Below are 19,145 nucleotides of genomic sequence, written 5' to 3' on the forward strand. Positions count from 1 at the left end.
CTAACCACCGCCTGTCAGTTGTGCCAAATACCGTTTGACGGTCTCTTCGAGCCCGAGATACAGTGCGTCTGAAATCAGCGCATGGCCGATGCTTACCTCCAGCAATCCGGGGATGTGCTCGTTAAAATAACGAAGGTTATGCAGATCTAAATCATGCCCGGCATTTAAGCCCAAACCGGCTTCCAGTGCCTCGTTTGCTGCTTCAACATACGGAGCTATGGCTTGTTCGCGGTTGCCGTGGTATGCCCGCGCGTAACCCTCGGTATACAACTCTACACGATCGGCACCGGTATCAGCAGCAGCAGCCACCATTTTCGGATCAGGATCTACAAAGATAGACACGCGGATCCCCTCTCCCTTGAACAGTGCGCAGATATCCCGCAGATAGTCGCGATGCTTAATAGTGTCCCACCCATGGTTGGAGGTGAGCTGTCCGGGGTCATCGGGCACAAGCGTCACCTGTGCAGGGAGTGTATCCAATACAAGCCGTACGAATTTCTCTTCACGGCTGTTGCCTTCGATATTCAATTCCGTGCGGATATGCGCCTTCAAATCAAATACGTCCTTGTACCGGATATGCCGCTCATCGGGGCGCGGATGTACGGTGATGCCCTGAGCACCGAACCGCTCACAGGCCAATGCTGCCTGAAGGACATCGGGGTTATTGCCCCCGCGCGAATTACGGAGCGTAGCGATTTTATTGATATTTACAGAAAGCCTTGCCATGGAACTCGTTTTTTGCAAAGGTATAAATATAAAATTGTTAAATTGCGTGGGTTATGGAGAGCTTGGACTTCAATTTCCGGTTGCTGGATGTCATTGACATTTTCCTCGTTGCCGTTATCCTTTATTATGTATACAGCCTGATCCGGGGTACCATTGCAGTTAATATCCTCATCGGATTGGGACTGATTTATGTCATCTTCCTTTTGGTCAAACAATTTAACATGCACCTGCTTACCAGTATTTTCGGCGGGTTCATCAGTGTAGGATCGTTAGCTTTAGTGGTTGTATTCCAACAGGAAATCAGGCGCTTTCTCATCCATATCGGCAAAAATATATCCGTAAAACGGAAAAACTTCCTTTGGTCTATTTTTGTCAGTAAAAAGGCGGCCGAGCGGGACAACCGTGCCCACCTTAAACCGGTCATTGATGCCTGCCGAAGCATGTCCAAAACCCACACGGGTGCCCTGTTGGTGTTTGCCAAGTACTTTGACGAGGAATATTACCAGACCAGCGGCGAATATATTGATGCCCAGCTTTCAAAGCGGCTGCTCGAAAGTATATTCCATAAAAACAGCCCGCTGCATGATGGGGCTGTGGTTATCGTAGATTTCAAGATAAAGACTGCCAGTTGCGTACTGCCGCTTTCGGACAGCGAAGATTTGCCCCTGCACTTCGGCCTGCGCCACCGGGCAGCCATCGGCGTAACGGAAGTAAGTGATGCCGTTGCCGTGGTGGTATCTGAAGAAACCGGTGAAATTTCCTTTGCCAAGGATGGCAATGTAAACATGAACATCAGCCACGATGAACTGGAGGAGCTGCTTAACGCTTCACTCTGAAACGAAAACAGGATGGTTATATCGACTGCACCATCCTGTCCGCTTTATATTATGGGGCTGCAAATTACTTTTTGGCCTCAGCTATCACCTGTCCGTTTAATTTCACGTATTCCGCATTATTGGCCTGCTCAGCCAACGCTATCCCCTGCTGGGCGGTAGCGATAGCGCCTTGTTTATCACCGGCCTTCAACTGAATCCTCGCCTTCCAATACTTGACATGAGGTGCTTGCGGACTGGCCTTTTCAGCCTCATTAATCCATTCCAACGCCTTGGCGATGTCTTTTCCGTTTTTGTAATAGTACTGGGCTGCGGGGAAATAAGGCTTCTTCTCGCCTTTCATCGCCTCATCGATAGACGCCATGATTTCGGCGTCTTGTTCGACCGTAAGGTCGAAGCCGACCTGGGTTTTCTCCCAAGCAATATTCAATCGTGCGCTTTGGGGAGCAACGTCTGAGAATGATATGGTAAACGTTTCTACGGGTTTATTCAACTTCTCAGGCTTCACCTTAAAGCGCAGCAGATCTTCGTCTTCTTTATATGCATACGCCCCCCATTGCTGCGCATTTTTGCTAAGGATTACCGTCCATTCGGTTTTTCCCGGTATGGTGAGCAATCCATAAGTGCCGGGTTGCACCGCTGTGCCGGCAATGGTTACTGTACCATCAAATGTCAGCGTGGGGATATTATTTGCACCTGTGCGCCAAACTTCATTATAGGGCACTAACTCACCGAAAATTTTCCGGCCATTCATGCTTGGGCGGAAATAACTCAATGTTACCGTGCTGATCCCCAGTCCTTGGGTAATCGTCTGCGCGCTGCTTGCCGGGGGCAGACGCAACTGTGCTGCCGCCGGCTGCCAAAGTAACGCTGTGGCAAGAACGGCAAATGCTGCCGAAGTAAAAAAACGTTTCCTCATATTTCTTGTTATCGTATGGTTTACCAAAGCCCGAATTTAGGAAATATCGCCCGCAATTCCCCAACATTACCTAAAAATTACAATTCGGCTATAATACGGGCACTATTGCAGCCGTTTTTAAGATAAAATTATTCTACAAAGTCCTGTTTTCCTGCGTCATGCTGTGCATGATGCAGGAAAATCAGGCACAACTGATTCGTGAATTAAACCGCTGCCCGCTTTTTGCCTACTTTATGACCACTCAAGGCGTAGTACAGAATAAAGAGGTAACAGGGGACTGTGATCCAATATGCTTGGTGCGGCGTAAATTGATCTGCTAATGCGCCATATATCAGCGGAACAACTGCTCCGCCGGCGATTCCCATGATAAGCAATGACGAAGCGGCCTTGGTAAAGCGGCCCACACCAGCGAGCGCCAACGGCCATATTGCCGGCCACATCAAGGAATTAGCCAATCCAAGCAGCGATACGAAGGCAACTGACGTAACCCCGGTTGTGGCCAATGTACCGATGGAAAACAGTAAACCTAAAATAGCGCAGATAACAAAAGCATGCTCCTGCTTGATGAACCTGGGAATCGTGATAATACCGATAACATAACCCACAACCATCGATATCATCGTCGCCGTGGTAAAAAACTTGGCTTGGGTGAGCGAAATACCCTGTGAGGACGCATAGGCGACCACGGTATCCCCGGCTATTACTTCAACGCCCACATATAGAAAGAGTGTGAGTACGCCCAGCAATACATGAGGAAAGTCAAAGACGCTCTTTTTCCCCATATTGGACGCCGCAACCGTCTCATCTTCCGCATCGGTGTCTACTTCTGGCAAATGGGACTTGAAAATAACGAATGCCAATACGCATAGCACAAGAATAATACAGATATAGGGCGCTATCACTTTAGCCGCCAGGGCATCCAGTTCGGCCGCCTGCTGCACTTCGGTGAGGCTGCTCAGCCGCGCTGTCAGGCCATCAGCATCACTAAGCAAAAAGAAGCCCAGTACAATCGGCGCCAAGCCACCTGCAAACTTATTGCAGATTCCCATAATACTGATGCGTTGTGCCGCACTCTCCGGCGGACCTATGATGGTGATGTATGGATTAGAAGCGGTCTGCAATATGGCCAACCCGCCCCCCTGAACAAACAAGCCTACCAAAAACAGTAAATAGGTCCGGCTCGTCGCTGCGGGGATGAACAACAATGCTCCGACGGCCATCACCACCAATCCAACGGCCATGCCGTTTTTAAATCCGAATATGCGAAGCGTAGCCGTAGACACCGGAGCCATCAGTAGGTAAGCGATGTAAAACGCAAATGTCACCAAATAAGACTGAAAATGGTTAAGCTCACAGGCAATCTTCAAGTACGGTATAAGTACCGAATTTAGCCAGGTGACAAAGCCAAAAATAAAAAACAAGGCACCGATGATAATCATGGGGCCCAACGTCGATTTAGGGCCAGTGGGGTTTGAATTCATGCTGTTGGGTTTAACATTAATTTGCACCCACAAGACTATAAAATAAAATCAACAATTGAAAGAAAAAATCCATGCAAACGGTTGCTCTTTTGGGGGGCCGGGGGTGGGTGGTCGGTGGTCGGTGATGGGTGGCGGGTGGTCGGGGCCAATTAGGATAAAATAGGAAACGCCCCGAAAAAATTCCAGGGCATTTCCTACACCTAAACCGTATCATAAAACCATGGAATGGTTTCGTAGATACTTTAATTACAACGGTGCGTGAAAAAGGTTTTGATGTTTTTTAATTTTTTACCCTCGGGTTTCGGACCACCAATAACCAGCCACTAACTCGACTAAAGATACCGCTCACGGATAATATTGCGGTGATGATTGAGATGCCCGGCAATGATGTACATAAAGGCGCTTACACTGATGAGCCGTTCGGAAGCCAAGCCTTTACGCGCCAATTCGTGGTCATTAAACTGCTGAAAAAGTACCAGATTGGATTTACGTACCAAAACAAATTCGTCGGCAAAACTCTCCAGCGACCGCTCGTTGAACCTGGCATTAGCCACGAAATCCTCGGGTTCGAATCCGATCAATTCTTTTGTATCATTACGTGCAAACCGCAGTGCACGGTAAGCCATGATACGTTCGGTATCAATAATGTGCCCGACAATTTCTTTAACAGTCCACTTACCCTCCGCATAAGCATATTCCGATTTATCGGCGGGGATATCGGCCAGAAATTCCGGAAACGATGTTATCTGCTCTTCAAGAACGGCAAGTGCTTCACCTTTAACGGTATCGATGTAAGGTGCATAAATGGCTGGATATTCGTCAGATTTGAGCGGGTTCATATGTTTGGCTACTTGGTAAAACTATTCTGAATGTGGTTCCTTTATCTATTTCCGATTCTTTTACAAAAATCTGCCCTTTATGGTACTCGATCATCCTTTTGGTCAGGCTCAATCCCAACCCCCATCCCCGCTTCCGGGTGGTGAACCCCGGAAGGAATACCGCATCGAACTTGGTTCGGGGTATTCCCTTACCGGTATCGCTAATGTCTATAAAAATTTGTTCTTTTGCAATATTTTCCGAAATAACGATATCTATCCTCCCGGCAGATTCGATGGCATTTGCGGCGTTTTTTAACAGGTTTTCGAGTACCCAATCGAATAGCGGCACATTGAGCATTGCCTGTACTTGCGTGTCTCCGGATACGTTGAAGACAATTTTATCACTGGTTCGGACCTTGAAATAATTAACGAAATCAACCACAACTTTGTACACCACCTGACTTTGCAGCACAGGAGCAGAACCGATTTTGGAGAACCGGTCGGCAACCACCTCGAGCCGCTTCACATCGTTTTCCATTTCGGCGATCAACGGATCGTTTTCCGCGTCGAACTTGGCGCGGACCAACTCCAGCCAAGCCATCAGTGACGATATCGGCGTACCCAGCTGGTGGGCGGCCTCCTTCGCCATCCCCACCCATACGAGATTTTGCTCAGACTTGCGGATAGAATTAAATACGGTATACGCAATGCCCAGGAATATCGCAATCAGCGAAAGCTGGACATAGGGGAAAAAACGCAGCTGGTTCAAAAGCAGGGAGTCCTTGTAATAGACAAACCATTGGCCTCCATTTGGCAGATCTACCACAATAGGTGGGTGGCTTTTCTTCATAATGGCCAATTGCCGCTTGAAATACACCGGATCATACACCAGGTTTTCGTCATCATCTCCCGGAATATTGGTTTTAGCGGAGTCTAAATCACGCCAATAAATGATGCTGTCCTGTGCATCGGCAATGATGGCCGGCAGCGAAAGACTATCGCGCACCGCATAAATAAACGTAATGGTTTCATCATCCACATCGGGCATGGTGATTATGCTGCGCGTACTCATGGCAAACACCTCTGCTTTTGTCCGCTCTGATTTGGACAGGTTCCTTACCAAGTAATTGGTATAAAGCAACGATGCTGCCGCGATAAGGGCTGCAAATATCAATAAAGCGAATTTCCACCGTTGCTGGTTATATTGATAAGGATTCATCTACCGATTCACTGCCTACTAAATTTTCGCCAAAATACACAATTCAGTTTTAAATGGCCGTTTCACCCCATGCATTTTTTATCTTTGCCTCATGGATCAAGACAGGAAAGTAAGGGTGCGTTTCGCGCCGAGCCCCACGGGAGGGTTGCATCTGGGAGGTGTACGCACAGCATTGTTCGGCTACCTATTTGCCCGGCAACACCAAGGTGCGGTAGTGCTGCGCATTGAAGACACGGACCAAGCCCGTTTCGTGCCGGGTGCCGAAGAATATATCCAGGAATGCCTTAAATGGTGCGGCATAGCGCCGGACGAAAGCCCTTTACATGGCGGCGAATATGGCCCATACCGCCAAAGCGAACGCAAAGAACGTTACCGGGCGTATGCAGAACAGCTTGTGGCTGATGGTTATGCCTATTATGCGTTCGATACGGCAGCCGAACTGGATGCACTCCGGGCAACACAACCCAACTTCAAATATAGCCATGAAAACCGATTACAACTCCGTAATTCGCTTAGCTTGGCTCCCGAGGAAACGGCAAGGCTGCTTGCGGAGGGCCATCCCCATGTTATCCGGATCAAGATGCCTGCAGGCGAAACCATCAGCTTTAACGACATGATCCGTGGCGTGGTGAGTTTTGAATCTTCACTGGTGGACGACAAGGTATTGCTCAAGGCCGATGGCATGCCCACTTACCATCTTGCGGTGGTGGTAGATGATTATCAAATGGCAATCAGCCATGTGTTCCGCGGTGAAGAATGGCTCCCTTCCGCTCCGGTACATTTGCTGCTGTGGGAGTACCTTGGATGGCGGCAGGACATGCCGCAATGGGCGCACCTACCGCTTATCCTCAAACCGGATGGTCATGGCAAACTCAGCAAGCGCGATGGCGACCGCCTGGGCTTCCCGGTATATGCCATGAATTGGCAGGATCCAAAATCGGGCGACCTGACCAAAGGCTTCCGTGAAATGGGGTTCCTGCCGGAGGCGTTTGTGAATATGCTTGCCCTACTGGGCTGGAATGACGGTACTGATCAGGAGTTGTTTTCACTCGATGAATTGATAGCCAGATTTTCGGTCGACCGCATCAGTAAAGCGGGGGCTAAATTTGATTTTGAGAAAGCGAAGTGGTTTAACCAGGAATGGATACGGCGGACGGCAACCCATGAACTCGCCGTGCATGCGGCCTCGATACTTGCGGCCCATGGTGTCACAGATACCGACGAGCACTACCTTGCTGACGTACTCGATTTGGTTAAAGATCGCTTGACGCTGCTTGTTGATTTCTGGGACCAGGCATCGTTTTTCTTCCGGCGCCCGGAACACTACGATCTGCAGGCCGTGCTACCAAAATGGAACGAAGAAAAAACGGCCTTCTTCCTGGACATGATTAATAAACTGGAAAATTTCGACCCTTGGCACAGTGCGGAACTGGAAAGCTTCTACAAGCTGGCCATCAATGCATCGGGCATGAAAATGGGCGAGTTGATGCTCCCTTTCCGTATTATGTTGGTGGGCGGTAAATTCGGCCCGCATGTGTTTGACATCGCCGCGCTGCTGGGCAGGGAAGAAACGGTATCCCGGATGAAGCAGGCGTTAACGGCTTTTACCGGAGCAACTCTTTGATATCGTCTTGAGAAAGCGATTTGATAAAGCTTTCTTCGGTGGTAATGAGCGTATCGGCGATGGTTTTCTTCCGGTTTTGCAACGCCAGTATTTTCTCTTCCACGGTGTCTTTTGTAATGAACTTGTAAATAAAGACATTGCGGGTTTGCCCGATACGGTGCGTGCGGTCTATGGCCTGCTGCTCAACGGCAGGATTCCACCATGGATCAAGGATAAATACATAGTCGGCCTCCACGAGATTCAGCCCTACCCCGCCCGCTTTGATTGAGATCAGGAAAAGCCGGGTATCTTCGTTTTCGCGGAACTGTTTCACTTCCTCGTCCCGGTTTTTCGTGGCGCCGTCCAGGTACGCATAGCCGATGCCATGCCGATCAAAGTACTGCTTGAATATGACCAATTGCTTCACAAACTGCGAAAAGACCAGCACTTTGTTTCCGCGCTGCAATACTGTTTCCAGCGTGTGGATAACGCTCTCGAATTTGCCGGATTCGCCTTTAAACGAACTGTCCACCATACGCGGGTGATTAGCCAACTGCCGTAGCTTCATCAATCCCTGTAGCAAGGCTATTTGCGGGGCTTTGGCCTTTTCATCACCCATATTTTCGAGGATGGCATTACGGTATTCAGACTTTACCCGCTCATATCGTTCGGCCTGCTCGGTTCCCATTGTACAGTAAAATACCTGCTCCAGTTTGGGCGGAAGTTCGGTGGCCACCTGGCTTTTCGTACGGCGCAACACAAAAGGCTTGATAATTGCCTGCAAGCGTTTTGCCTTCTCCTCATCTTTTTTCTTCTCTATGGGTTGTACGAATTCCTGTTGGAAATAATGATAGCTGCCCAGCAGGCCGGGATTAAGGAAAGCCATTTGCGACCACAGGTCAGCCACGGAGTTTTCCACAGGCGTACCGCTAAGCACCAGACGATGTTTACTTTTCAGGCGCTGCACAGCCTTGAACGATTTCGATGTCGGATTCTTGATAATCTGGCTTTCATCGAGAATAATATAATGGAAATAAAACGCGCCCAATAATGCTTCATCGCTGCGGGCAATGCCATAAGTGGTAATGACCAGATCGTAGTTTTCAAACACGGCCGGATCTTTTGAGCGCCCTACACCGGTATGCACCAATATGCGCAGGTCAGGCACAAACTTGTCTGCCTCGTTCTGCCAATTGTAAACCAGTGACGTGGGCATGATAATGAGTGATGTGGAAGGCTTTTCAGCAGCGGCTTGAATTTCTTTCTGCTTCTGGAGAAATGCCAGGGTCTGGATTGTCTTACCCAACCCCATATCATCGGCCAGACAACCGCCGAACTGATATCGCTGCAAAAAGTGGAACCAGTTATAACCTGCCTTCTGGTAGGGACGTAGCGATCCGTTGAACTGCGCTGGCTCTGCGATGTCCTCAATAGCTTCAAATTCAGCTAAGCGTTGCAGTCGCCTTCCCATCACCTGTTCAGTATGCTCGGTGATGTCTTGGAGCAATCCGATATGATATTTGCTTAGCCTGATATGCTTCTTGTTGTCCGAAAACTGAAACAGGTGGTTATACCGGGCAAACCACTCTTCGGGGGTAATGGCGACCTCACCGCTGGGCAACACAAATTCTTTGATACCGTTTAAGATATGATTGCGCAGTTCAGTAAAGGGAATCTCGTAGTCTCCGAAGCGTGCAATGGCTTGCACATCAAACCAATCATTGCTTTCATCAATGGAAAGATCCAGTTCTGTACGGCCGAAGAAAAAGCGCTTGTTCGGATCTTCCTGTACAATTTCATACCCCAGCCGCTGGAGCTCTTCATTATGATTGCGCAGCCAGTCCATCACGGATAGTGCATCATCAGCATCCTCCCGTGGCTCCAGATTACTGAAAAGAGCATTGGCACGGTGCAATCCCATATCCAGCAGTTCCTGCAAGCGGTTTTCTTCCCACTGCAGCGAGCGCTTGATGCGATGAAACGTATAGTGATCGGCCGTCTCGTCATACTGCATCCGTACGGTTACTTTGCTTTCACCGCCCGACGCAAAAAGATATGGACCGTAGCGGAAGTTCAGCTGCAGCTGGGAAACACCATTCTCTACATACAGCAGTTTGATAATCGGTACAGCATTGTGTTGATAGGTTTCTATGGAAAACCCCTCGGCATAAACATGATATTTTTCAATAAGTCCGCGGACAAACGTTTCGAAGTACCTGCGTTCAGTGCTACGAGCCACGGAGATGTACCGTTTCTGTAAAAATGGCGACAGCTTTTTCCCTTCCAAAGGTTGATCAAAATGATAAAGCACATTTTCAAGCAACAACCAAGCCTGCTGGTTCACAACCACCTGAGCATCCTTGTACATGAACTCGATACGCTGCCCATCATATTTAATGGTGGGGAAATATCGGGTTTCCTCGCCATTACGCCTAAAATGGAACAATACCGATGCTGGCCTTGGAGCGATTTCAATCCGCTGTTCGGCAGCATAACCATCTTTGCCCATCAGGAACAGCGGCTTATCGCGTAGCAACTCCAACGCTTGCAGTAACCGCCGTTCTATTTTTGGCCTGATATAATCAAAAAATTTCTGATCGAAAATTTTCGTAAAAAAATCCACCGGGCGCACCGGCTTCTTGTGGTACCGCTTGATGATGTTGGTTTGCTCTATCTCCTCCAGCAGCTTGATTAATTTATGATCAGTATGGTCTAAAACCTTGTCGTAATCGGCCGAGGTATTGCTAAACACCCGCCTATGCGTCAGCGAATAGCCGCCATTCGGATTGAGCTGCACCACATGGGGCTCAATCAAATAGCCCAGGTACGGGTGTTCGCAAAGGGAATAAACCAATTCATAGGGCTGTGTGGTATCGATTTGCTGCATCTAACAACGTGTGGTATCTGAAATAAGGGCGATAAAGATACAGAAATTAGGCGATATCGAAAGTCTTTTTAGCCAATCCATCGGCTTTAACGATGATATCCTGCAAGGCATCCCCCTGAGCCAATGCCTCGGTGATGGCCACGCACTGCCGTAATTGTTCTCTTTTATGTTTAACATCCGCCAGTAGGGCGTTGAGTTCGCCGAGGTATTTCTTCGCGCGTTTTTTGGTGTTACCTGCCTGAATTTGATGATGCAGTACAGCAAGCAGCTGTTCATCTATCTGGGGCAGGAACCACTCGGCGGCCTTGGTGGTACGTTCATGTATTTTCCTATAATCTGCATGTTCAGACTTATTGAGCAATCCATCGAGTTGGTTCCTGAATTTGTTGGCTACGTCTTTCAAGGCCTCGCAAGCCTTGTATAACGCCTGAATAAATACGGCGGTTTCTTTCCGTGCCGCGGTACGTGCCGGCCTGTACGCATTCAGTGCAGTTACCGTGTCCATTATCCGTTCCCACGCAAAAGCCTTAAGCAGCAGGAGCCCCACATAATGCCGCCGCGATGCTTCCAATAGTTGTGCTACCTGTTCGTCCGGCAACGCGTTGCTGGAAAAGCGGACGACCTGTTCATCGGTCCGTATATTATGGGCAGAAACCCGTGAAAGCAGCACCAACCCATCCAGCGTCCGCAAACGGCTTAACGCCACATATACCTGGCCGGCCGCGAAAGAATTGCCTACGTCTACAATAGCCCTGTCAAATGTAAGTCCCTGGCTTTTATGAATGGTGATGGCCCATGCCAGCCGTAACGGAAACTGTGCAAACGTACCAAGTACTTCTTCGTTGACCCGGTCATCTACCTTATCGTAATGGTAGCGGATGTTTTCCCAAGCTTCGCGCCGCACTTCCACCGCCTCGCTGCCATCGGTAAAGTCCACGATTAAGGCATCGCCGGAAGCATCGATATGTTTAACGTAGCCGATCTTGCCATTATAATAACGACGGTCCTCCCCACTATCGTTACGGATGAACATCACCTGGGCCCCTATTTTCAGCGCCAAATCTGCGTCGGCCGGATATAGACTTTCAGGAAAATCGTCCTTTATTGCTGCACGTAATACTATGTGTTTTCCCGGCAGGGCATCCAGCTCCCTCCGATTTATGGCATCAGCCCGGTGGTTATGGGTAGTCAGCGTTATATAAGGCTCGGCCTTGGACGGCGTGAAATCCGGTTGGTAGTAGCGGTTCAGTGCTTCCAGCTGCTCCGGTGTGCAACAATTGTTCCGGATGTTGTTGAGCATATCAATAAAAGCTTGATCGCTCTGCCGATATATCTTTTTCAGTTCCAGCAATACCGGCGGATGTTCGCGTAAAACCTTGGCGTCAAAAAAGAATGTACTGGAATAATATCGGCTCATGACCTCCCATGTGGTGTCTTTCACTACCGGAGGCAGTTGGTATAAGTCACCTATGAATAACACCTGTAACCCACCGAAAGGCCTTGCGTCGCGCCTAACCGTCTTCAGAATGGCATCTATGGCATCCAACGTATCCGCCCGAAGCATAGAGACCTCGTCAATAACCAGCAACTCGAGCTCCTGCAGCAGGGCACGGCGCTGCTTGGTCAGCTTTACCTTGCCAAACAGGCGCCGTTTGTTATAAATGTGGCTATCATCGTCGTTCCATGCTAATTCATAATCTTCGATATACAAGCCAAAGGGCAACCAGAAAAGCGCGTGCAGCGTGGTTCCGCCTGCGTTCATGGCCGCCACACCCGTGGGGGCGGCCACAGCCATCTTTTTGTGGCAATGCTCACGGACATACTTAAGTAACGTGGTCTTTCCTGTGCCGGCTTTTCCGGTCAAAAACAAGTTACGGTTGGTATGATTGATAAACGACAGCGCTTGCTGGAACGTGGAATTTTGGGTATCGAAAACACTCATTTCTTAGGTAATAGATACGGCACCTCCTTCAAAGATACAGGAATATAACGAACTTTGGAAATGCGAGCGGGAGCTCGCTTGCATATCCAAGGCTGGGAGCAGGAGGCCAAAACTCCCTACGTTCGTTTAGATTCAATATAAATTAGTACCTTTGGGGCTTGCAAGCAAATAGGAGTACCATGACCCCACCGCTATCCATCTGTTTTTTAAGAAAGGGAGAATCAGCAGTTATCACCGGCTACCGCTCGCACGAAGTGCCCATTAAAGTGTATGAAATGGGGCTACTGCCGGGTGTTGTATTGACGATGAAACAACGGTTGCCATTCAATGGCCCCATTTGCATTTATATAAAAGACAACCCGAATGCCATCGCATTGCGTACAGCTGAAGCGGATCTTATTTTAATTGAATCCTTACCATAGAACATGACGGAAACAACGATTGCCTTGGTTGGGAACCCCAATGTAGGAAAATCCACCGTATTCAACAGATTAACCGGATTAAGGCAAAAAGCAGGTAATTATCCGGGAGTAACCGTAGAAAAGAAAACGGGAAATTTCTCACATGGACATGCCCGATACCGGGTCATTGATCTACCCGGAGCTTATGGTATACACCCTTCGTCATTAGATGAAGAAGTGGTATATGAGGTATTGGCAGATCCTGCCAACCCGAACCATCCGGAGCTGGTCGTCGTTGTCGGCGAGCCGTTTAACCTAAAGCGCGCAATATTGCTTTACCAGCAGATCCGAGAAATGGGACTTGCGGCCATCTTTGTAGTGAACATGATGGATGAAGCCGAACGTGCTGGACTTTCCATAGATGCCCATAAACTGGAAAAAGTGCTGGGCACAAAAGTCATCTTAACCGATGCCCGTTCAGGTAAGGGTATTGAAGCGCTGAAGACGTCTTTGCAGCACCGGCCCGGCGATCATGAGCCCGTTTTTTCCATTCCGGATGAATATAGCGATGCAGCGCAGCAAGTAAAAGAGCTGCTGGGCTTAAAAAACGATTACATGGCTTGGCTGCACCTTTCGCAACGGCGCAACAACCATTTAGCTGAAAAAGAAGCCGCTGCCATTGCCGCCATCCAGCGGAAAAACAAGATTAATCCCCACCGTTTGCAGATACAGGAGACGCTGGCCCGACACACCAAATTGAACGGTCAGCTTACCCACATCATTAAGGATCCGGCAAAAAAACGCGAACATGTTACGGAACGTCTCGATAAGCTGTTGATTCATCCCGTCTGGGGATACGTAGTGTTCTTTGTGCTGCTGCTGCTGATCTTCCAGGCCATCTATACCTGGTCCGGGCCGTTCATGGATGCGATAGACAACGCCTTTGCCTGGCTTTCGGCCAGCGCGAGTGAGCAGTTACCGGCCGGACCCCTCAATGGCTTGCTGACCGACGGCATCATCGCCGGCATTGGCGGGATTGTCATTTTCATTCCCCAAATTGCCATACTTTTTATATTCATATCGCTCATGGAAGAATCCGGCTATATGAGCCGTGTTGTCTACCTTATGGACCGATGGCTCCGGCCGTTCGGTCTCAGTGGGAAAAGTGCCGTACCGCTAATGTCCGGCGCAGCCTGTGCCATTCCCGCGGTCATGTCTGCACGGACGATCGAAAATGATAAAGAACGGCTGATTACCATTCTCGTTACCCCATTCATGACGTGTTCCGCGCGGCTTCCCATCTATATTATTATCATCGGGCTTGTCATTCCGCAGGAGCAGGTAATAGGGCTCGATCTACAGGGGCTTGTGCTGTTTGGCATGTATATCTTAGGCATAGCGGCCGCGCTGGGGAGCGCCTGGGTACTGAAACAACTCATGAAAACCAATTACAAAAGTTTCCTCATCCTTGAAATGCCAACATATAAGTATCCAGTAGTGAGAAATGTGGCATTAAACGTATGGGATAAGACGATGGGTTTTGTGTTGGGAGCTGGAAAAATCATCCTGGCCATCAGTATCATCCTGTGGGTCTTGGGCACTTTCGGTATCGGCGAGCAATTTACCAACGCCGAAGCTATTGTACGAGCCCAGAATCCAGGAATCACCGAGGAAGTACTCGAAAATGAAGTACAATCCCAGAAGCTTGAATATTCGTTTCTCGGCACGTTGGGCCGTTTCATTGAACCAGCCATCGAACCGTTAGGTTATGATTGGAAAATGGGCATCGGCCTGATATCATCGTTTGCCGCCCGGGAAGTGTTTGTGAGCACCATGGCAACTGTTTATAGCCTTGGTAGTACGGATGATGAACTGACCATCCGTGAACGGATGGCCGCGGAAATCAACCCCACTACCGGACGCCCGGCTTATAACTTTGCCTCCGGAATATCGCTGCTTCTTTTTTATGCATTCGCCATGCAATGCATGAGCACCATAGCGATTGTCAGGAAAGAGACAAATTCATGGAAATGGACCTTCATCCAGTTGGCGTTTATGACCGGGTTTGCGTATCTTGCAGCTTTACTCGCATACCAACTATTGAAATAAACAATGGAAGCAATCGTCATTCAACACCTTGTCATCGGCACGTTATTCCTGATAGCAGTAGGCTATTTGGTACGGCGCACGAGGCGCTCATTCAAAGGCGGAAAAGCCTGCTCCAAGGATTGTGGCTGTGCCTTCACCAGTGAAACAAAACCGTTGAAAACCTAACAGGTGTTTGAAAACCTGTTAGGTTTCTATATATTAGCCGCTTCAAAAGATAAACCAATGACTTACCAAGCAAAGGAAGACCTTTTCAAGGAAATAGAAGGAATACTTAGCGACCAAGGATTCCAAATCGTGCAGCAAGACCAAACCCGTCCGTGGGGTGGTTTCTTCGTAATCGATGAATCACAAGCACAGCAGTTTGCCAATACTTATTTCAACGGGCTTGACGTGCAGGAACTCAAAATAGCGGGTAAACTCAGCCCCAAAATCCTCATCGTCGCCCCAGGCAAGCGCCTCTCCTGGCAATACCATCACCGCCGTGCCGAAATCTGGCAAGTGGTGCGCGGCATTGTAGGAGTGGTTACCAGTGCCACCGACGAGGAGAACGAACTGCAAATCCTGAATCCGGGTGATGTTATCCGCCTTAACCAAGGGGAGCGCCATCGCCTTGTGGGACTGGATGAGTGGGGCGTGCTTGCCGAAATCTGGCAGCATACTGATGCCGACAACCCTTCAGACGAAGACGACATCGTGAGGGTACAGGACGACTTCGGCAGGTAAGGGTTGCTATAAATTGCCTTTTTTTAACTCCTGCATAGCGTGGTCCACGGCCCGGGCAGTGAGTGCCATATAGGTAAGCGTTGGGTTTTGCGTGGCCGTTGAAGTCATGCACGCGCCGTCGGTCACATATACGTTTTTGCAATGGTGCAATTGATTCCACTTGTTCAACAGGGAAGTCTTGGGATCATGTCCCATCCGTACACCGCCCATTTCATGGATATCGTTGCCCGGCCGGCGATTATCGTCTGACGTTCTGATATTGGTGAAACCTGCCGTTTCATACATTTCGCGCATCTGATCGTAATAATCCTGGCGACGTTCCCAGTCGCTATCATCGTATTCAACGGCAATATGCAGCAACGGAACCCCCCAAGCGTCTTTCTTATCGGTGTCCAACCATACACGGTTGCTTTCCTTGGGAATAGTTTCCGCCATCATATGGGAGTGTATCCTCCAGTTACTCAACGTCGGCTTCAACAGGTCCTCTTTAAGCGCTACCCCCGCTCCTTCTGTGTTGCGCTGCTCATGCCTGCTGGCTCCGAATGCAGCAGCCCAACCACGCAGAAAGCCGGTTTCCTGTCGTTGCACATTCCGGAAATTAGGGATATAACCGCCCCCTGCCGGGTTTCGGCCATCGGTTTTGTACTGAAGCAATCCATCATATTCGGCACTGATCCGCGCCGTATAATTATGGAAGGCGATGTATTTTCCGAGCAACCCATTGTCATTACCCAACCCGTTGGGAAATCTGTCGGAAACCGAATTAAGCAGAATTAAATTAGTGTTCAGCGTGGATGCATTCACAAAGATTACCTTGGCAAAGAAATCAATGGTCTCTTTGGTACGGGTATCCACCACCCTTACGCCTGTGGCCTTACCTATTTCCTTATCATACAGAATGGAATGCGCTACGGAGAACGGACGAAGTGTTAGGTTGCCTGTTTTTTGTGCCCAAGGTATGGTAGACGCGTTGCTGCTGAAATATCCACCAAATGGACATCCGCGCTGACACAGCGTGCGGTTCTGGCATTGTACCCTGCCCTGTTGGATATGGATGGGTTGGGGTTTGGATAGGTGAGCACATCGCGCACTGATTACATGACGACCCGAATAATGCTTGGCTACGGCCTGTCTGAAATGATCTTCAGCCGCATTAAGCGGATAAGCTGGCAAGAACTCGCCATCGGGAAGCGTGGTCAGGCCGTCCCGGTTGCCGGCAATGCCTACAAAGCGCTCCACATGGCTGTACCATGGCGCAATGTCCCGATAGCGGATGGGCCAGTCAACCGCAAACCCGTCACGTGCGGGGCCTTCAAAGTCATACTCGCTCCACCGCTGGGTCTGCCGCGCCCACAGTAACGTCTTACCCCCAACTTGATACCCTCTAATCCAATCGAAATCCGTTTCCTGAATATACGGATGTTCATCGTCTTTCACAAAAAAATGAGCAGTATCCTCCTTATAGGCATAGCATCGGTTGGCAATAGGGTTGGCCTGTTTGTCTTTATAGGTCGTTTCCCCCCGATGCTCCAACTCATAGGGGTACAAATTGGTGGTAGGGTAATCCTTCACATGCGCTACATCGCGCCCCCGTTCCAGCACCAGGGTCTTCATGCCCTTTTCCGTAAACTCCTTGGCCGCCCAGCCACCGCTGGCACCGGAACCAATGACGATGGCGTCGAACGTCCGTTCCTTCACACTATCTACTGCAATATTTGCCATTTTAATTATTCGTTAGGTAGCTGCCGCATAGCCATTATACCGACCCGGTATGAGCTCATATTTTACCAAGTTGGTCATTACATACTGAGAATTCATATAGCCTTGGATGGTCCGGCGTTTCGTTATTCCCATAAACTGTTTGATAGCGCCATTTCCTGACTCTTCTACACGGCTGAGCAACGCCAGACGCCTCTCCTGATCTGCATCGGCATAATCCCCTCCCAGTTCCCGCACAGACCAGCCGGCAAAGGAGGAAAGCCCCTCCGAAAATGCCCGCTGTTCGTCGGGGTTATGACAGTCATCCACCATCTTCAGTACAAAAAGATGTAATAAAAGCTCCCTGCCGCCCGGGGTATCAGTGGCAGGGATAAGCGTCTCGACCAGCGCTGCAAGTAACTCCTCGTCTTTTTCACTAACGGTGATATTACTTAAGGCGATACTGGCTTTTCCCGATTCGCGGAAACAAGCCGGAAGGATCAAGGACCCTCCGGCGATAAAAAGAAAGTTACGAAGTGCGGTTCTTCTGTTTATTTTTTTTTCAATCATCTCCAACACCAAAACGGTGAGCTAAGATAACAAAAAAAAACTTAATATCCGGCCATTCTTGCATACATCTCAACCATGGCTACCTGATCCAACAGCCATTTGCGGGACCCTTCTTTGGGGCTGTTTTTCCAATTTTTACCGAACAGCCCATTTGCATCCCTGCCGCTTTTCCAGGCATCATCGAGGCTCTGCTTGAACGCATCAAGATATGTGCCGTTGCCGTCTAAACGGTAGAGCTCAACATATCCCCTGAGCATGACCGCGATAAACCAGTTATCGCTGCGTTTTAACCGTCTAAACGGCTGCCCTGTATCGTCAAAAAAGTAGTCGTAGCCGCTTTTGGCGATACGTTGCGCATCGTTCAGGTAAGTAGCATCCCCCGTAACACCATATAGTAACGCCGCACTTTGAAGCATCTGCCCACTGTTATAGGGATATTTCCGTTGGTCTACACGCCCATCGACGCGCACATTGTCCCAATAGAGGCCGTCTGCGGGATCCTGCAAGCGCTGCTTTGTCCAAGTATACCAAACTTTGCCCTGTTCCAAAAATGCGCTGTCTTTCGTTGCCTCAAACATGCGCAACGCAAATACGGCGGCTGGGGCATTGGAACAGGTGTTTTTCGATTCTTTCTTCTGTTCGCACCAATAAATTCCCCCACCCAGCACCTGGTCTTGCCCGCTCAATATAAAAGCCCAGATTTCCTTGGCCTTATCCAGGTATTGTTTCCTGCCGGTGTGCAGGTACAGTTCGGCAAAATCAATACCCAGCCAGATGTTATCATCATAAAACCGATCAGAAACTCCAGCCGATCGGATGTATGAGGCATAAGCGGCGGGTGTCCTGCTATCATCATAATATTGTTGGAGGGCGGGCAGGATACGTTCGTCTATCAAGGTCAGGTAGCGGGCGTCTTTTGTATAAGCAAACAAGGTACTTGCCGCCGATAAGGTGCCCGAAAACGGCCAAAGGTAAGCATATCGGTTAGGGGATGAACCTGTTCCATCCGCAACAAGGTAATCTGCCCGGTAGTTGTTGTCATGAGGAAAGTTTTCGCGGAGCAGGGGGCTATTTTCAGTCGAATACAGCGTATATACAGCATCCAACACTATTTTTGCTTGTACGATTGACGGATGCTGTTGTGCATTTGCAACCGCGGTCCATACCATGAATGCCAACCAACCAATCAAATATTTCATCTCTTTTACGGCTTACC

Annotated in this window: 16 protein-coding genes; 6 read left to right on the forward strand and 10 right to left on the reverse strand. The window is 49.2% G+C overall.

Features of this window, described 5'->3' with window-relative positions; genetic code table 11:
* Entirely contained in the window at nt 1-726 is a 726-nt protein-coding gene (locus BM030_RS04125; protein ID WP_090971433.1) for a pyridoxine 5'-phosphate synthase, read from the reverse strand.
* Between the two features lie 53 nt (nt 727-779).
* Between BM030_RS04125 and cdaA the strand changes: the two genes are divergently transcribed.
* Nucleotides 780-1,562 (forward strand): diadenylate cyclase CdaA, encoded by a 783-nt coding sequence (gene cdaA / locus BM030_RS04130; protein ID WP_090971435.1) that lies wholly within the window; start codon nt 780-782, stop codon nt 1,560-1,562.
* Nucleotides 1,563-1,626: 64 nt separating this feature from the next.
* Here the strand turns inward: cdaA and BM030_RS04135 are convergent, their stop codons facing one another.
* The 4 genes from BM030_RS04135 to BM030_RS04150 all read right to left on the reverse strand — a co-directional run bounded on the left by BM030_RS04135 (nt 1,627) and on the right by BM030_RS04150 (nt 5,996).
* Complete coding sequence (locus BM030_RS04135; RefSeq protein WP_090971437.1) at nt 1,627-2,478, reverse strand: DUF2911 domain-containing protein; 852 nt, start codon at nt 2,476-2,478, stop codon at nt 1,627-1,629.
* Between the two features lie 203 nt (nt 2,479-2,681).
* Nucleotides 2,682-3,959: a sugar MFS transporter gene (locus tag BM030_RS04140; RefSeq protein WP_090971703.1), complete on the reverse strand. Its 1,278-nt coding sequence runs from the start codon at nt 3,957-3,959 to the stop codon at nt 2,682-2,684.
* Nucleotides 3,960-4,291: 332 nt separating this feature from the next.
* Nucleotides 4,292-4,798 (reverse strand): DinB family protein, encoded by a 507-nt coding sequence (locus tag BM030_RS04145; protein WP_090971439.1) that lies wholly within the window; start codon nt 4,796-4,798, stop codon nt 4,292-4,294.
* A complete protein-coding gene (locus BM030_RS04150) occupies nt 4,779-5,996 on the reverse strand; it encodes a sensor histidine kinase (RefSeq protein WP_090971441.1) in 1,218 nt (405 codons plus the stop codon). Before BM030_RS04150 ends, BM030_RS04145 begins: the two co-directional genes overlap by 20 nt.
* Before the next feature lie 91 nt (nt 5,997-6,087).
* Here BM030_RS04150 and gltX point away from each other — a divergent pair, with 91 nt between their 5' ends.
* Nucleotides 6,088-7,620 carry a glutamate--tRNA ligase gene (gltX, locus tag BM030_RS04155; protein WP_090971443.1) on the forward strand — a complete coding sequence of 511 codons (1,533 nt, stop codon included), beginning with the start codon at nt 6,088-6,090 and terminating at the stop codon, nt 7,618-7,620.
* On the opposite strand, the gene BM030_RS04160 is transcribed toward gltX, so the two are convergent.
* Together BM030_RS04160 and BM030_RS04165 are read right to left on the reverse strand one after the other, a co-directional pair.
* Entirely contained in the window at nt 7,601-10,486 is a 2,886-nt protein-coding gene (locus BM030_RS04160) for a DEAD/DEAH box helicase (RefSeq protein WP_090971445.1), read from the reverse strand. The genes gltX and BM030_RS04160 overlap by 20 nt on opposite strands.
* Before the next feature lie 46 nt (nt 10,487-10,532).
* Nucleotides 10,533-12,428 carry an ATP-dependent DNA helicase gene (locus tag BM030_RS04165; protein WP_090971447.1) on the reverse strand — a complete coding sequence of 632 codons (1,896 nt, stop codon included), beginning with the start codon at nt 12,426-12,428 and terminating at the stop codon, nt 10,533-10,535.
* Nucleotides 12,429-12,607: 179 nt separating this feature from the next.
* Here BM030_RS04165 and BM030_RS04170 point away from each other — a divergent pair, with 179 nt between their 5' ends.
* Genes BM030_RS04170 through BM030_RS04180 form a run of 4 tightly spaced genes read left to right on the forward strand, consistent with a single transcriptional unit; the run spans nt 12,608 to nt 15,661 of the window.
* Nucleotides 12,608-12,850 (forward strand): FeoA family protein, encoded by a 243-nt coding sequence (locus BM030_RS04170; protein ID WP_090971449.1) that lies wholly within the window; start codon nt 12,608-12,610, stop codon nt 12,848-12,850.
* 3 nt (nt 12,851-12,853) lie between these two features.
* Nucleotides 12,854-14,938 (forward strand): ferrous iron transport protein B, encoded by a 2,085-nt coding sequence (gene feoB / locus BM030_RS04175; RefSeq protein WP_090971453.1) that lies wholly within the window; start codon nt 12,854-12,856, stop codon nt 14,936-14,938.
* Between the two features lie 3 nt (nt 14,939-14,941).
* Nucleotides 14,942-15,103, forward strand: a complete 162-nt coding sequence (locus BM030_RS19620; protein WP_139215808.1) for a FeoB-associated Cys-rich membrane protein — start codon at nt 14,942-14,944, stop codon at nt 15,101-15,103.
* A gap of 57 nt (nt 15,104-15,160) precedes the next feature.
* On the forward strand, nt 15,161-15,661 hold the full coding sequence (locus BM030_RS04180) for a cupin domain-containing protein (protein WP_090971455.1): 501 nt from the start codon (nt 15,161-15,163) through the stop codon (nt 15,659-15,661).
* Nucleotides 15,662-15,667: 6 nt separating this feature from the next.
* Here the strand turns inward: BM030_RS04180 and BM030_RS04185 are convergent, their stop codons facing one another.
* From BM030_RS04185 to BM030_RS04195, 3 genes are read right to left on the reverse strand one after another with little or no spacing between them, the layout of a single operon-like run.
* Nucleotides 15,668-17,383: a GMC oxidoreductase gene (locus tag BM030_RS04185; RefSeq protein WP_090971457.1), complete on the reverse strand. Its 1,716-nt coding sequence runs from the start codon at nt 17,381-17,383 to the stop codon at nt 15,668-15,670.
* 12 nt (nt 17,384-17,395) lie between these two features.
* On the reverse strand, nt 17,396-17,929 hold the full coding sequence (locus BM030_RS04190; RefSeq protein ID WP_244518668.1) for a gluconate 2-dehydrogenase subunit 3 family protein: 534 nt from the start codon (nt 17,927-17,929) through the stop codon (nt 17,396-17,398).
* 41 nt (nt 17,930-17,970) lie between these two features.
* Nucleotides 17,971-19,128, reverse strand: a complete 1,158-nt coding sequence (locus BM030_RS04195; RefSeq protein ID WP_090971458.1) for a glycoside hydrolase family 76 protein — start codon at nt 19,126-19,128, stop codon at nt 17,971-17,973.
* Nucleotides 19,129-19,145 lie beyond the last annotated feature (17 nt).

Source organism: Parapedobacter composti (genome assembly GCF_900112315.1).
GTDB lineage: Bacteria > Bacteroidota > Bacteroidia > Sphingobacteriales > Sphingobacteriaceae > Parapedobacter > Parapedobacter composti.

Excerpts from the sequence above, each read along its gene's own strand:
- BM030_RS04140 (WP_090971703.1), bottom strand. The coding sequence starts at position 3,959 with ATGAATTCAAACCCCACTGGCCCTAAATCGACGTTGGGCCCCATGATT.
- BM030_RS04150 (WP_090971441.1), bottom strand. The coding sequence starts at position 5,996 with ATGAATCCTTATCAATATAACCAGCAACGGTGGAAATTCGCTTTATTG.
- gltX (WP_090971443.1), top strand. The coding sequence starts at position 6,088 with ATGGATCAAGACAGGAAAGTAAGGGTGCGTTTCGCGCCGAGCCCCACG.
- BM030_RS04185 (WP_090971457.1), bottom strand. The coding sequence starts at position 17,383 with ATGGCAAATATTGCAGTAGATAGTGTGAAGGAACGGACGTTCGACGCC.
- BM030_RS04135 (WP_090971437.1), bottom strand. The coding sequence starts at position 2,478 with ATGAGGAAACGTTTTTTTACTTCGGCAGCATTTGCCGTTCTTGCCACA.
- BM030_RS19620 (WP_139215808.1), top strand. The coding sequence starts at position 14,942 with ATGGAAGCAATCGTCATTCAACACCTTGTCATCGGCACGTTATTCCTG.
- BM030_RS04195 (WP_090971458.1), bottom strand. The coding sequence starts at position 19,128 with ATGAAATATTTGATTGGTTGGTTGGCATTCATGGTATGGACCGCGGTT.
- feoB (WP_090971453.1), top strand. The coding sequence starts at position 12,854 with ATGACGGAAACAACGATTGCCTTGGTTGGGAACCCCAATGTAGGAAAA.
- BM030_RS04125 (WP_090971433.1), bottom strand. The coding sequence starts at position 726 with ATGGCAAGGCTTTCTGTAAATATCAATAAAATCGCTACGCTCCGTAAT.
- cdaA (WP_090971435.1), top strand. The coding sequence starts at position 780 with ATGGAGAGCTTGGACTTCAATTTCCGGTTGCTGGATGTCATTGACATT.
- BM030_RS04190 (WP_244518668.1), bottom strand. The coding sequence starts at position 17,929 with ATGATTGAAAAAAAAATAAACAGAAGAACCGCACTTCGTAACTTTCTT.
- BM030_RS04165 (WP_090971447.1), bottom strand. The coding sequence starts at position 12,428 with ATGAGTGTTTTCGATACCCAAAATTCCACGTTCCAGCAAGCGCTGTCG.
- BM030_RS04145 (WP_090971439.1), bottom strand. The coding sequence starts at position 4,798 with ATGAACCCGCTCAAATCTGACGAATATCCAGCCATTTATGCACCTTAC.
- BM030_RS04180 (WP_090971455.1), top strand. The coding sequence starts at position 15,161 with ATGACTTACCAAGCAAAGGAAGACCTTTTCAAGGAAATAGAAGGAATA.
- BM030_RS04160 (WP_090971445.1), bottom strand. The coding sequence starts at position 10,486 with ATGCAGCAAATCGATACCACACAGCCCTATGAATTGGTTTATTCCCTT.
- BM030_RS04170 (WP_090971449.1), top strand. The coding sequence starts at position 12,608 with ATGACCCCACCGCTATCCATCTGTTTTTTAAGAAAGGGAGAATCAGCA.